This window comes from Campylobacter sp. BCW_4341 (genome assembly GCF_001764255.1).
In the GTDB taxonomy this organism is placed as follows: domain Bacteria; phylum Campylobacterota; class Campylobacteria; order Campylobacterales; family Campylobacteraceae; genus Campylobacter_D; species Campylobacter_D jejuni.
In genome coordinates this window covers 181,123-195,157 of the sequence record NZ_MKAH01000032.1, presented here as the reverse complement: position 1 = coordinate 195,157, position 14,035 = coordinate 181,123, and the positions used below count along the sequence as shown (strand labels likewise).

General features: G+C 30.6%; 10 protein-coding genes and 3 pseudogenes. 9 read left to right on the top strand and 4 right to left on the bottom strand.

Annotated elements, in window-relative coordinates; translation table 11 throughout:
- Positions 1-14: 14 nt before the first annotated feature.
- The 5 genes from acs (at position 15) to AJN70_RS05495 (ending at position 5,787) form a co-directional block, all read left to right on the top strand.
- Positions 15-1,988: an acetate--CoA ligase gene (gene acs, locus AJN70_RS05515; protein WP_070295579.1), complete on the top strand. Its 1,974-nt coding sequence runs from the start codon at positions 15-17 to the stop codon at positions 1,986-1,988.
- Positions 1,989-2,069: 81 nt separating this feature from the next.
- Positions 2,070-2,894 (top strand): UTP--glucose-1-phosphate uridylyltransferase GalU, encoded by an 825-nt coding sequence (gene galU, locus AJN70_RS05510; protein ID WP_002871129.1) that lies wholly within the window; start codon positions 2,070-2,072, stop codon positions 2,892-2,894.
- Positions 2,888-4,108, top strand: a complete 1,221-nt coding sequence (locus tag AJN70_RS05505) for a glucose-6-phosphate isomerase (RefSeq protein WP_002867077.1) — start codon at positions 2,888-2,890, stop codon at positions 4,106-4,108. The genes galU and AJN70_RS05505 overlap by 7 nt, the downstream gene beginning before the upstream one ends.
- Before the next feature lie 127 nt (positions 4,109-4,235).
- Positions 4,236-4,685: a Dps family protein gene (locus AJN70_RS05500; protein ID WP_002851546.1), complete on the top strand. Its 450-nt coding sequence runs from the start codon at positions 4,236-4,238 to the stop codon at positions 4,683-4,685.
- Positions 4,686-4,749: 64 nt separating this feature from the next.
- Positions 4,750-5,787, top strand: coding sequence for an ATP-binding protein (locus tag AJN70_RS05495; RefSeq protein WP_002855524.1), 1,038 nt, complete (start codon positions 4,750-4,752; stop codon positions 5,785-5,787).
- On the opposite strand, the gene AJN70_RS05490 is transcribed toward AJN70_RS05495, so the two are convergent.
- Genes AJN70_RS05490 through coaE form a run of 3 tightly spaced genes read right to left on the bottom strand, consistent with a single transcriptional unit; the run spans position 5,784 to position 7,841 of the window.
- The gene (locus tag AJN70_RS05490; RefSeq protein ID WP_002855377.1) at positions 5,784-6,515 is read right to left on the bottom strand and encodes a glucosaminidase domain-containing protein; all 732 of its coding nucleotides are present in this window, start codon (positions 6,513-6,515) and stop codon (positions 5,784-5,786) included. The genes AJN70_RS05495 and AJN70_RS05490 overlap by 4 nt on opposite strands.
- Positions 6,490-7,239: a diaminopimelate epimerase gene (dapF, locus tag AJN70_RS05485; protein ID WP_002867218.1), complete on the bottom strand. Its 750-nt coding sequence runs from the start codon at positions 7,237-7,239 to the stop codon at positions 6,490-6,492. The genes AJN70_RS05490 and dapF overlap by 26 nt, the downstream gene beginning before the upstream one ends.
- Entirely contained in the window at positions 7,236-7,841 is a 606-nt protein-coding gene (gene coaE, locus AJN70_RS05480; protein ID WP_002860686.1) for a dephospho-CoA kinase, read from the bottom strand. Before coaE ends, dapF begins: the two co-directional genes overlap by 4 nt.
- Positions 7,842-7,901: 60 nt before the next feature.
- Between coaE and purM the strand changes: the two genes are divergently transcribed.
- On the top strand, positions 7,902-8,891 hold the full coding sequence (gene purM / locus AJN70_RS05475; RefSeq protein ID WP_002862173.1) for a phosphoribosylformylglycinamidine cyclo-ligase: 990 nt from the start codon (positions 7,902-7,904) through the stop codon (positions 8,889-8,891).
- 20 nt (positions 8,892-8,911) lie between these two features.
- Here the strand turns inward: purM and dcuC are convergent.
- A pseudogene (gene dcuC, locus AJN70_RS05470) lies at positions 8,912-10,368 on the bottom strand (C4-dicarboxylate transporter DcuC).
- 203 nt (positions 10,369-10,571) lie between these two features.
- On the opposite strand from dcuC, the pseudogene cas9 reads away from it, so the two are divergent.
- The 3 genes and pseudogenes from cas9 to AJN70_RS09480 all read left to right on the top strand — a co-directional run bounded on the left by cas9 (position 10,572) and on the right by AJN70_RS09480 (position 13,930).
- A pseudogene (gene cas9, locus AJN70_RS05465) lies at positions 10,572-13,489 on the top strand (type II CRISPR RNA-guided endonuclease Cas9).
- Positions 13,486-13,760, top strand: a pseudogene (locus tag AJN70_RS09345) (type II CRISPR-associated endonuclease Cas1); the annotation flags it as partial. The pseudogenes cas9 and AJN70_RS09345, both read left to right, overlap by 4 nt.
- Before the next feature lie 23 nt (positions 13,761-13,783).
- Positions 13,784-13,930 carry a hypothetical protein gene (locus AJN70_RS09480; RefSeq protein WP_173405586.1) on the top strand — a complete coding sequence of 49 codons (147 nt, stop codon included), beginning with the start codon at positions 13,784-13,786 and terminating at the stop codon, positions 13,928-13,930.
- Positions 13,931-14,035: the final 105 nt, after the last annotated feature.

Sequence of the window (14,035 nt, the reverse complement as noted above, 5' to 3'; positions counted from 1 at the left end):
ATAAAGGAGTTTTTATGCTTAATCAAAATAATCAAGAGCTTTTTAAGCCAAGTAAAGAATTTTCTCGTAATGCTCGTATAAAAAATTTATGTGAATACTATGATTTATGCGATGAAGCCAAGGAAGATTTTGAAGGTTTTTGGAAAAGACAAGCACTTGAGAAGATCGAGTGGTTTTCGCCTTTTTCAAGAGTGCTAAATGAGGATAAAGCTCCATTTTATAAATGGTTTGAAGGTGGAACTTTAAATGTAAGCTATCAATGTCTTGATCGTCATATGAAAACAAGACGCAATAAAGCTGCTTTGATTTTTGAAGGTGAAATGGGGGATTATGAAGTTTATACTTATAGAAGATTATTGCATGAAACTTGCAAGGCAGCCAATTTGCTTAAAAAATTCGGAGTAAAAAAAGGCGATAGGGTTGTAATTTATATGCCTATGATTGCAGAAACAGCTATAGTAATGTTAGCTTGTGCAAGGATTGGGGCTATTCATAGTATGGTATTTGGAGGGTTTTCTCCTGAAGCCTTAAGAGATAGAATTATAGATGCAGGAGCTAAACTTGTAGTAACGGCTGATGGTGCTTTTCGTCGTGGCAAACCTTATATGTTAAAACCTGCAGTAGATAAGGCTTTAAGTGAAGGGTGTGAAAGTGTAGAAAAAGTACTTATAGTTATACGCAATAATGAGCCTATAGAATATATTAAAGGAAGGGACTATGTTTATAACGAACTTGTGAAAAATGAATCTTATAAGTGTGAACCCGAAATCATGGATAGCGAGGATTTGTTGTTTTTGCTTTACACTTCAGGATCAACAGGCAAGCCAAAAGGAGTTATGCATGCAAGTGCAGGATATATACTTTGGGCACAAATGACTATGGAATGGGTTTTTGATATTAAAGATTATGATAATTATTGGTGTAGTGCTGATGTGGGTTGGATTACAGGACATACTTATGTAGTTTATGGGCCTTTAGCATGTGGAGCAACGACTATAATGCATGAAGGAACTCCTACTTATCCAAATTCTGGGCGTTGGTGGAGAATGATAGAAGAGTATCAAATAAGCAAATTCTACACTTCGCCAACTGCCATAAGAATGCTTCATGCTGATGCACCTGATGAGCCAAGAAAATATGATTTAAGTACGCTTGAAGTGCTTGGAACGGTTGGAGAGCCTATAAATCCTAGTGCTTGGAAGTGGTTTTATGATGAAATAGGGGGAACTAAAAGTCCTATAGTCGATACTTGGTGGCAAACAGAAACAGGTGGACATATGATCACGCCTTTGCCAGGCGCTACTCCTTTAAAACCAGGTTGTGCCACCTTGCCTTTACCAGGAATTTTTGCAGAAGTTATTGATGAAGAAGGCAATAAAAAAGATGAAGGTGAAAATGGATTGCTTTGTATAACTAAACCCTGGCCTTCGATGATTCGTGGAATTTGGGGTAATGATGAACGTTATATAGAAAGTTATTTTTCTCAAGCTAAAAAAGATGGAAAAGCTGTATATTTTAGTGGCGATGGTGCTTTTTACGATAAAAATGGTTATATTACCATCACAGGAAGAACAGATGATGTGGTTAATGTTGCAGGACATCGTATAGGAACGGCTGAAATTGAAAGCGCTATTGCTAAACATCCAAGTGTAGCAGAATCAGCTGTAGTGAGTATTTTGGATGCGATTAAGGGCGAGTCACTGTTTGCTTTTGTGGTTTTAAGTCCTACATCCAGTTGTGATCTTGGCGGAGCTATAGAAACTTTAAAAGAACTTAATGACATTTTAAGAGTAGAGATAGGACCTATAGCTAAAATAGAAAAAATTCTTTATACTCCAGGTTTACCAAAAACTAGAAGTGGTAAAATAATGAGAAGAATTTTAAGAACTATAGCAAGAGGTGAAGAAATCAAACAAGATATTTCAACGCTCGAAGATTCTGGAGTAGTAGAAACCATTGTTAAATTAGCTAAGGCAGAGTTTGAATAACAAGCAAAAAGAACTTTGCCTTGTTGCATAAAAATTCATAAAAATAAGCTATAATGATAAAAAAAATAAAAGGAAATTTTTATGCTTCAAACTTGTATTTTCCCTGCGGCAGGTTATGGGACGAGATTTTTACCTGCAACAAAAACTTTACCTAAAGAGATGTTACCTATCTTAACCAAACCTTTGATCCATTATGGGGTTGATGAAGCTTTGGAAGCAGGAATGGAAAATATGGGATTTGTAACAGGACGTGGAAAAAGAGCTTTAGAGGATTATTTTGATATTTCTTATGAACTTGAGCATCAAATTTCAGGTACAAAAAAAGAATACTTACTTGATGAAATTCGCTCTTTGATCAATCGTTGCACCTTTACTTTTACAAGACAAAATCAAATGAAAGGCTTAGGTGATGCGGTTTTAAAAGGTAAACCTTTGGTTGGCGATGAAGCTTTTGGTGTAATTTTGGCTGATGATTTGTGTGTCAATGAAGAAGGCTTAAATGTTATGGCTCAAATGGTAAAAATTTATGAAAAATATCGCTGCACCATCATAGCTGTGATGGAAGTACCAAAAGAGCAAGTTTCAAACTATGGAGTAATTTCTGGAAATTTTGTAGAAGAAAATCTTATCATGGTTAATTCTATGATAGAAAAACCAAGTCCTGATGAAGCTCCAAGTAATCTTGCTATCATAGGAAGATATATTTTAACTCCTGATATTTTTGGAATTTTAGAAAATACTAAAGCAGGAAAAAATGGAGAAATTCAACTTACCGACGCACTTTTAACTCAAGCAACCAATGGTATGGTTTTAGCTTATAAATTTCAAGGTAAACGCTTTGATTGTGGAAGTGTAGAAGGCTTTGTAGAGGCTACAAATTATTTTTACGAGAAAAGTAAATGTTAAACAATACACTTTTTTTTAAACAAAGTGAAATTCACACTATAAGCTCTTATGCAAATCGTATTAATGATGAGGTAAAAAGTGGAGATATAGGGTATTATCATCTTATTGACACGAGCTTAAGCCTGATTGATGAGAGTTTGGCTTTTATCAAAGACAAAGAACACATAAAAAATATTGTTTTAGTGGGAATGGGTGGTTCAAGTTGCGGTGTAAAAGCCTTGCGTGATATGCTTTTTAATGAAAAAAGTAATCAAAGAGAACTTTTTATACTCGATAACACAAGTTCACATTCTTTTAATAAGACTTTAGAAAAAATCAAGCTTGAAGAAAGTTTGTTTTTAATCATCAGTAAAACAGGTAGCACTATAGAAGTTGTATCGCTTTTTAAACTTCTTATTGAACATTTTAAACTTGATATGCAAGAATTAAAAAAATACTTTGTTTTTATTACCGATAAGGATTCAAAACTTCATCAAGAAGGTGAAAATTTAGGTATTAAATGCTTTTTTATCCCTGCAAATGTAGGAGGTCGTTTTAGCATACTTTCAGCTGTAGGTATAGTTCCGCTTTGTTTTTGTGGCTATAATGCCAAAGCTCTTTTAGAAGGAGCTAAAGCTTGTTTTGAAGATTTTTTTACTCACAAAAAAGATGAAATTTTACAAAAAGCCTATCATTATTGTACACACAAAAATGCCAATATCAATGTACTTTTTTCATATAGTGATGCTTTTAAAGGCTTTAATGAATGGTATATCCAGCTTATTGCTGAAAGTTTAGGTAAAAAGCAAGGCTATAAACGCATAGGTTTAACTCCTATTGCACTCATTGGAGCAAGAGATCAGCATAGTTTTTTACAACTCATCATGGATGGACCTAAAAATAAAACTGTAACTTTTTTAAAAATCAAAGACGCTCAAAAAGCACCTATTATCCCTGATATTCATTTTAAATTTTTAGATTCTTTAAGTAATAAAGTCAATCTTCACGAACTTTTAAACGCTCAATGTGATGCAACTATGCACGCTTTAATCGCCGAAAATTTGAGTGTTGATGTGATAGAACTTGAAAAACTTGACGCTTGGCATGCGGGATATTTGATGTATTATTATGAACTTTTTACTTCAACTTGCGGTGTTATGCTAGGGATTAACACCTATGACCAACCTGGTGTGGAAGTTGGAAAGTTGATCTTAAAAAATATATTAAATTCTTAATCAAAATTCATTAAAAAAGAGTATAATGATTCTAAGTTAAAATTAGAATAAAAATTTTTAATTAATAATAATTATTATTTAAGAATTTTATGTTATAATTTTAAAAATTAAAAAAAAGGAGTCAATCATGTCAGTTACAAAACAATTATTACAAATGCAAGCAGATGCTCATCATCTATGGGTTAAATTTCATAATTATCACTGGAATGTAAAAGGTTTGCAATTTTTTTCTATACACGAATACACAGAAAAAGCTTATGAAGAAATGGCAGAACTTTTTGATAGTTGCGCTGAAAGAGTTTTACAACTTGGCGAAAAAGCCATCACTTGCCAAAAAGTTTTAATGGAAAATGCGAAAAGTCCAAAAGTTGCAAAAGATTGCTTTACTCCGCTTGAAGTCATAGAACTGATCAAACAAGATTATGAATATCTTTTAGCAGAATTTAAAAAACTCAATGAAGCAGCAGAAAAAGAAAGTGATACTACAACAGCTGCTTTTGCACAAGAAAATATCGCAAAATATGAAAAAAGTCTTTGGATGATAGGCGCTACTTTACAAGGTGCTTGCAAAATGTAATTTAAGGGGCTTTATGCCCCAATTATACAAACTAGGTTATAATATCCTTTTTTAAAGGATAAAATTGAAAGTACTTAATTTTTTTTATGAAAACCACCCTAAATTTGAAGTAAGTTATGAAAGAAAAAATCAAATTTCAAAACCAAATATTATCATAAAAGGCCCACGATTTTGTGGTAAAAAAACACTTATTTTTAATTTTTTATCTCAATTTAAAGCAAGTGAAATTTTGTTTTTAGATTTATATGATACACGCTTTGAAAAACAAAGTTTAGAAAGACTTGCTGATTTTCTGAATGAAAATTTACAAATTAAAATTCTTTGCCTTTATAATTTGGATTTTATCCCTAATTTAGAAAAAATTAACATTCCCATCATCTTAAGTACAAATATAAAAGATTTAAATGTAAATGGGTTTGAAGAGCTTGAACTTGATTATTTTGATTTTGAAGAATTTATTAGTGTAAGTAAGAAAAATTTACCTATAAATAATTTAGTAGGTCTTTTTTTGCAAAGTGGACGCAGTAAATTTGGAGAAAAAAACATACTTCTAAGACAAAGCTTTACTCTTTTAGAATTAGAAATTTTAAAGTATTTAGCTTTAAATTTGGGTCAGCAAATCAGTATTTCTAAGATATTTATAGAACTCAAAAAAAGATTAAAAACTTCAAAAGATAGTGTTTATCAAGCTATCAAAAAATTAGAAAATACTTATGTGATCTATACTTTAAAACATGATGAAAAAAAACTTCAAAAGATTTATTTTAAAGATTTTGGCCTAAGAAATAATCTTTGTATTTCAAAGGATTTTTCACATTTATTTGAAAATTTAGTTTTAAGCGAGTTGTTTAAATTTAAAGAAGAATTTTTTTATAACAAATACTTTAACTTTTATAGCCAAATATCTAAAATTGCTTATATTTCAAGTCCAACTTTAGATATTGATTTGATTAAATTACGTGCTAAGAAAATTTTACCAAAGGCTTTAGAACTTGGAATTTTTCATGTGATTTTTATCACTCTTTCAAGCGAGGATAGTTTTTTTGAGCAAGGGGTTAAATTTGAAGTCATATCTTTTGATAAATTTTCACTTGGATTTTAGGTGTTGTTTGAGTTTGTATCGTATTTTTCAAGGTTGTATCGTTTGATGATTTTTGTAATAAGATTGATATAATATCCCTTGCGTTCAGAATAAGAATCTAAAGTTTTAATAGCCTCTAGTCCTGTTATCTCTTTGCCTTCGCTTGCAAATTTAGCTCTTGCATCGCGAAACTTTTCATAAGCAAAATGACGATTTAAATTTAAAACATAAGAGTAAACACTATCTTGCAGACTATCAAAAATCTTAATTTTATGTTTTTTATCTGGATGTCTTAAATCAGGAATTAAACCTTTCTCACCCCAAGTCCATTCTCCAAAAAGATTATTTGCTTCTCTTGCGAAGCGACTTGTACCTGTAGCACTTTCAACTAAAGCTTGGGCTATACCCATGGATTTTGGAATTTTTTGAATACGTTTTTTATATTCTGCAAAATCATAAAGATTTTCAATGCGATATTTGTTTTTTATCGTGATAAGTTTTTCAAGATTTGTTTGATTTGAAGTCCTAAAGCCTGTTTTGTAAGCATCTTTAAAAAAGGCTTCGATAAAAGCTCTTTCTTGTTCAATTTTTTTAAAGCTTTGATCAAACATTTCATTCATTTTTATAAAAAAAATTTGTCTTTTTTGATCTATATCAAGTTTGTAATATTCCTCTCCAAAGCCATTTTTTAGATCATCAGCAAAAAGTGGGATTAGAAAAAGACTAAGAAAAATTATAATTGGCTTCAAAACAATACTTTACCTTTCCTTCAAAAAACAATTCTTCATTTTTATATGTAAACCCAACCTCTTCACCACTTTTAGGAGTTATTTTAACTTTATTTTGTACTTTTTTATTTAAAAATGCCAGATAAAAACAAGCCCCCATTCCTGTGCCACAAGCTAAGGTTTCATCTTCAACTCCGCGTTCATAGGTACGAACTTTTAAATGATTTTCATCTAAAATTTTTACAAAATTAACATTGGCATTATATTTTTGTCTCATTTTTTGACAAAGTATTGTATCAAATTCATCTAAATTTTGACAAAAATGCACTAGATGTGGAACTCCAGTGTCGCAAAGTTGCCAAGTTTTTCCTAATTCTTCAAAAGTATTTTGCACGCTTTTTATTTTGCCTAAAGATACTTCAACTTTATCTTGATTTACCTTTGCTTTTATTATTCCTGCACCGGTTAAAAAACTCATGTTAGGATTTATTTTGTTAATATGATGTGCAAAATGTGCCGCAGCCCTTGAGCCATTGCCACACATAGCAGCCCTTGAGCCATCGTTATTATAAAATTCCCATTCAAAGTCGTATTTTTCATGAGGCAATATCACGATAAAGCCATCCCCACCTATGCCCTCATAACGATTGCAAAGTTCTTTAGCTAAAGCACTTCTATCTTCTTTTCTATCAGCATTTGTTATGACAAAATCATTCCCACTTGCACAATATTTATAAAATTTCACATTTTTCCTTTAGAAATTTCTTGTATTACTTTAACACATTCTTGCCTAAAATCGACATAAGAATTAGTATTTTTAATGATAAAATCTGCTTTTTTAAGTTTTTCTTCAATATCTATTTGAGAATCAAGTCTCACTTTTGCAGCTTCTAAGCTGAGCTTATCTCTTTGCATGATTCTTTTAAGGCTTAATTCTTTAGGTGTGTAAATTACAATGACTTTGCCTAAATTTTCATAAGCACCGCTTTCAAAAAAAAGAGGAATTTCTACAAAAAAAGCTTTATTTTCTTTATCTAGAATTTGCATTTGTTCTAAAATTTTAGCTCGAATTTTAGGATGAGTGAAATTTTCTAAGGTTTTTTTAGCTTCTTTGTTGTTAAAAACAATTTCTCCAAGGATTTTTCTATCGATTTTCTTTTCTTTTGTGAGTAAATTTTTTAAGTTAAAGGGAGAAAAAATCTTTTCAAGTTCTAAAGCATTTTCATCTAAAATTTTATGAGCGATTTTGTCTGCACTAATGCTTTTAAAGCCTAAAGAATTCGCTATTTCTATAAAAGTGCTTTTGCCACAAGCAATTGAAGCGGTTACAAAAAAAGCATTTTTCATCTTATGCCTTATTAAAACTTTTTTCGTTAAAATACCTTTTTAGTTCTTAAAGGAAAATAAATGAAAATTTCATATGAAGATGCAGGCGTAAGTATAGATAATGGAAATGCCTTTGTAGAGGCTATAAAACCTTTGGTTAAAGAAACTTTTAATGATAATGTTGTAGGCGGAATTGGTTCTTTTGCTGGTGCTTTTAGAATGCCAAGTGGTTTTAAAAAGCCTGTGATTTTAGGTGCAACAGATGGTGTTGGTACCAAGCTTCGCTTGGCAATTGATGCTAAAAAATATGATACTATAGGGCAAGATTTAGTAGCAATGTGTGTGAATGATTTGATTTGTAATTTTGCTACGCCTTTGTTTTTCCTAGATTATTATGCTACAGCCAAGCTCGAAGTAGAAGTAGCAAAGGCTGTTGTATCAGGCATTGCCAAGGGATGTAAGATGGCAAATTGTGCATTAATTGGCGGAGAAACTGCTGAAATGCCTGGAATGTATGCAAAAGATGATTTTGATCTTGCGGGTTTTGCAGTGGGTATGGCTGAAGAAGATGAGATTGATAGAAGTAAATTTGTTAAAAATGGTGATATTTTATTGGCACTTCCTAGTTCAGGACTTCATTCAAATGGTTATTCTTTAGCTAGAAAAGTACTTTTTGAAAGTTTAAAATTAAAATTTGATGACAAGATAGAGGGTAAAAATTTAATTGATATTTTGTTAGAACCTACAAGGATTTATGTGCGTGATTTTCTTACACTAAAGCCTTATATCAGTGCTCTAGCACATATTACAGGGGGTGGTTTAGTAGAAAATTTACCACGCGTTTTACCTCGTGGTATGGGTGCAACTATACGCAAACATCATCTTAAAACTCCTGAAATTTTTTATACTATAGGACAGGCTGTAGAAGAAAGCGAAATGTATAGAAGCTTTAACATGGGAGCGGGTTTAGTAATGGTTGTAGATCCTTCTAATGTAAGTAAGGTTTTAGAAAATTCAGATGCCTTTATTATCGGCGAAATTTGCATTAATGAAGGTATTGTTTTAGAGTGAAAATAAAGCGTCAATACGCTTTATTTGTGTATTTTAAGTTCTATTTTTGTAGTGTTTTGTTCTTTTGGCAAAGGATTGGTTTGTGCTAGATAAAAGGCTACGAGTACATTTACAAGCATAGCGATAAGTAAAAGAGGAGTGGTTCGTTTTATAATATCCATTGGAGCTACTTTTGCAAATCCAGCTAAAGCTATGATTCCGCCTGCTATTGGTGAAGCTGCACGACCTAAACAAGATGCAATTTCTATAGGTAAAACTAGAGTAATAGGTGCAACGCCTAATTTTGTAGCCATATCAGGAGCTAGTTTTCCAAAAGCATTAAAAGCAGCAATTCCACTTCCCATAATCACTGTGGCAAAATAAACTAAAAAGCTTAAAATAGCTATACTCAAAAGAATTCCAAACCATGCAAAATTTCCTGTTCCAAGATTTGAAACCGCGTTAGCAAGGATATTAACTCCACCAAGTGCTTTAATGCCTTCAGCAAATACTCCAGCAGCGATGATTATGCTTACGACTGAGATAAAAATTTCAGCCATAGCTTTTAAAATCACCATCATATCTTCGCCTAATTTTCTAGCATTTCTGTGTCTTGCAAATTCAACAAGAAAAACTAAAGAAATACTTACAAAATTTGCTGTCACAACATCGAGCTTGATAGTAAAAAAAATACGCTGTAAATAAAAATACAACAGGTAACCAAGGAAAGAGTATGTAAAAAGTGGGACATTTAGGATCAATGATTTGCGGAATTTCAACTTCATCATTTAAAACACCTTTTTCTTTATCTCTTTTATCAATCCAAGCAAAATAAAAAGGAATCAAGATGGCAATAACTACAACATAGGCAATCACACTATAAATTTGGTAATTTAAAAAAAAGCCCTACGACATTATCGCTTTGTCCTACCATATCTGCCATATTGATTGAATTTCCATCTTTTGGACCATAATCAAGTGCAATTAAAGAAAGCACGCATACAGCTGTAATAGGACGGATTTTAAGTGAGATTAAAACAGGATAAATACATGCTAACAAAAGCAAAAGCAATCCAGCATAGCTAGAAATGACAATTTTTAAAGCCATTCCAACAACAAAAGTTCCACTTAAAATCAAGTATTTATTTTTGATTTTTTCTAAGGGTTTATTTGCTAAAAAAGCAAGTTTTGCCGAAGCATTGATATGTTTCATATAAGCAGCAAAACCTGCCACACTCATGATAATAAGTCCTACTCCAGAAAGCTGGCTTTTAAAAGTTGCTGTGATAAAAGCATAGCTATCAAGTAAAACATTCAAAAAGCTTGCATGTTCTCTGCTTGGGGCTTTTGGTATAGGTGTTCCTGTGATGTAAAAAGCAAAAATAAGCAAGATAATACCTGAAAGAAAAAATACAAAAATGGGATTGTATTTTTTGAGTATATAATAAGCAACGACAATTACCGCTAAAAGTGTAGAACATATCATAAAAATTGGCATGATTTCTCCTGAATTTACAGCTTATGAATTTAATTTTAGCTAAATTTTTAAATAAAAAATATTTTTTATTTAAAAATTACTTATTTTTTGTATTGCAAAATTAACATATGTATAGTTTGGTTACTGAAAAATTCATATTTGCATAAAAAATGATTTTTGTATTATAATTATAAATAAATCATAAACGTCACAAAGGATTTAGTATGGCAAGAATTTTGGCATTTGATATAGGTATAAGCTCTATTGGCTGGGCATTTAGCGAAAATGATGAGTTAAAAGAATGTGGAGCTAGGATTTTACAAAAGCTGAAAATCCTAAAACAGGAGAATCCTTAGCCTTAGACGCCTTGCAAGAAGTGCTAGAAAACACCTTGCTAGAAGCAAAGCAAGGCTAAATTACTTAGACATTTAATCGCTAAATTACGAAGATTATCAAAGCTTTGATGAGAGTTTAGCTAAGGCTTATAAAGGCTCTTTAATTAGCCCTTATGAGTTAAGATTTAGAGCTTTAAACGAGCTTTTAAGTAAGTAAGATTTTGCAAGAGTGATTTTACATATTGCAAAAAGGCGTGGCTATGATGATATTAAAAATAATGGTGATGAAGAAAAAGGCGAGATTTTAAAAGCTATCAAGCAAAATGAAGAAAAATTAGTAAGTTATCAAAGTGTAGGCGAGTATCTTTATAAAGAGTATTTTCAAAAATTCAAAGAAAATTCCAAAGAATTTATAAATGTTAGAAATAAAAAAGAAAGTTATGAACGCTGTATAGTGCAAAGTTTTTTAAAAGATGAATTAAAGCTTATTTTTCAAAAGCAAAGAGAATTTGGTCTTTCTTTTTCAAAAAAATTTGAAGAAGAGGTGCTTAGTGTAGTATTTTATAAAAGGGCTTTAAAGGATTTTTCTCATTTGGTGGAAAATTGTAGTTTTTTACTGGTGAAAAATGAGTGCCAAAAAATTCGCCCTTAGCCTTTATGTTTGTAGTACTTACAAGAATTATCAATCTTTTAAATAATCTTAAAAATACTGAAGGAATTTTATATACAAAAGATGATTTAAACACGCTTTTAAATGAAGTTTTAAAAAATGGCACTCTAACTTATAAACAAACAAAAAAAGCTTTTAGTTTTAAGTGATGATTATGAATTTAAAGGAGAAAAAGGAACTTATTTTATTGAGTTTAAAAAATATAAAGAATTTGTAAAAGCCCTAGGTGAGCATAGCTTAAGCCAAGATGATTTAAATGAAATAGCAAAAGTATTACCCTTATAAAAGATGAGATTAAGCTTAAAAAGGCTTTAGCAAAATATGATTTAAATCAAAATCAAATTGATAGCTTAAGCAAATTGGAATTTAAAAACCATTTAAATATAAGTTTTAAAGCCTTAAAACTTATCACTCCTTTAAAAAATACGATGAAGCTTGCAGTGAGCTTAATTTAAAAATAGCATTTAATGAAGATAAAAAAGACTTTTTGCCCGCATTTAATGAAACTTATTACAAAGATGAAGTAACTAATCCTGTGGTTTTAAGGGCGATTAAAGAATATAGAAAGGTCTTAAATGCCTTGCTTAAAAAATATGGTAAAGTGCATAAAATAAACATTGAATTAGCAAGAGAAGTAGATAAAAATCACAACTAAAGAGCTAAAATAGAAAAAGAGCAAAACGAAAACTACAAGGCCAAAAAAGACGCTGAACTTGAATGTGAAAAACTAGGCTTAAAAAAATAGTAAAAATATTTTAAAATTAAGATTATTTAAAGAACAAAAAGAATTTTGTGTTTATAGTGGGGAAAAGATTAAAATTAGTGATTTGCAAGATAAAAAAATGCTTAAAATTGACCATATTTACCCTTATTCTAGAAGTTTTGATGATTCTTACATGAATAAAGTTTTAGTTTTTACCAAGCAAAATCAAGAAAAACTTAATAAAACCCCTTTAAAGCCTTTGGCAATGATAGTGCAAAATGGCAGAAAATTGAAGTTTTAGCAAAAAACCTATCTATTAAAAAGCAAAAAAGAATTTTAGATAAAAATTACAAAGACAAAGAGCAAAAAGACTTTAAAGATATAAATCTAAACGATACTCGCTACATCGCAAGGCTTGTTTTAAACTATACTAAAGATTATTTAGATTTTTTACCTTTAAGTGATGATGAAAATACAAAATTAAACGATACACAAAAAGTCTCAAAAGTATATGTAGAAGCAAAAAGCGGTATGCTAACATCCGCTTTAAGGCACACTTGGGGCTTTAGCACTAAGAATAGAAACAATCATCTTCATCACGCCATCGATGCAGCAATTATTGCTTATGTAAATAATTCTATCGTAAAGGATTTTTCAGATTTTAAAAAAGAGCAAGAAAGCAACACTGCAGAGCTTTATGCAAAAAAAATTAGTGAATTAGATTATAAAAACAAAAGGAAGTTTTTTGAGCCTTTTAGTGGTTTTAGGCAAAAGCTTTTAGATAAAATTGATGAAATTTTTGTCTCAAAACCTGAGAGAAAAAAGCCAAGTGGAGCTTTACATGAAGAAACATTTAGAAAAGAATAAGAATTCTATCAATCATACGGCGGAAAAGAAGGAGTTTTAAAAGCCCTAGAGCTTGGTAAAATCCGCAAAGTAAATGGTAAAATAGTTAAAAATGGCGATATGTTTAGAGTGGATATTTTTAAACACAAAAAGACAAATAAATTTTATGCTGTGCCAATTTATACTATGGATTTTGCTTTAAAAGTATTACCAAATAAAGCTGTAGCACGAAGTAAAAAAGGTGAGATAAAAGACTGGATTTTAATGGATGAAAATTATGAGTTTTGCTTTTCTTTATACAAAGATAGTTTGATTTTAATTCAAACTAAAGATATGCAAGAGCCAGAATTTGTTTATTATGAAAGGCTAGATAACTCAAATGCTAGCCTAACTGTTTCAAAACACGATAATAAATTTGAAACGCTAAGCAAAAATGAAAAAATATTGTTTAAAAATGCAAATGAAAAAGAAGTCATTGCAAAAAGTATAAGAATTTAAAATCTAAAAGTATTTGAAAAATATATAGTTTCAGTGCTTGGAGAAGTGACAAAGGCTGAGTTTAGACAAAGAGAAGATTCTAAAAAATGAGTTACGATGAAACTCATAGTATAAATGGTGTTTTTACTCCTTTTTTAGGGCATTTTCAAAGTGCAAAAATCACAAAAGAGCAAATGAATGAGCTTATAAATTTGGCTAAAAAAGCAAGCTTAAATGATAGTAAAATATTGAAGCTGTTACGGCGGCGTTGTATTTTAAAACTTTATTTGGTGCTTCTTTTTCAAGAGATGAGCTTTGTTTTGAAAATTCTGCTTTAAATTATGGCCATGCAATCATTAGGGCTTGTATTATTAGAGCAATTTGATAAAATGGAATTTTTGCTTGGTGGCAAAAGTTAATAACGAAACTAATTTAACGCTTTTTGATATAGATAGTCATGGAGAATTTAAATACAAAAATTCAAATAATGAAGAAATACAACTAAACAAAAAACAAGAAAAATATCACCAGCAAAATTTATTTGAATTTTAAAAGCGGTTTTAGAGGATTGTAACCCCGCAGAGTCCCGCAAACTCTTTATTTTAGTCCCTTTTTAAATTTCTTATGAGATTATAGCATAATTTTTGCTATTTTTAT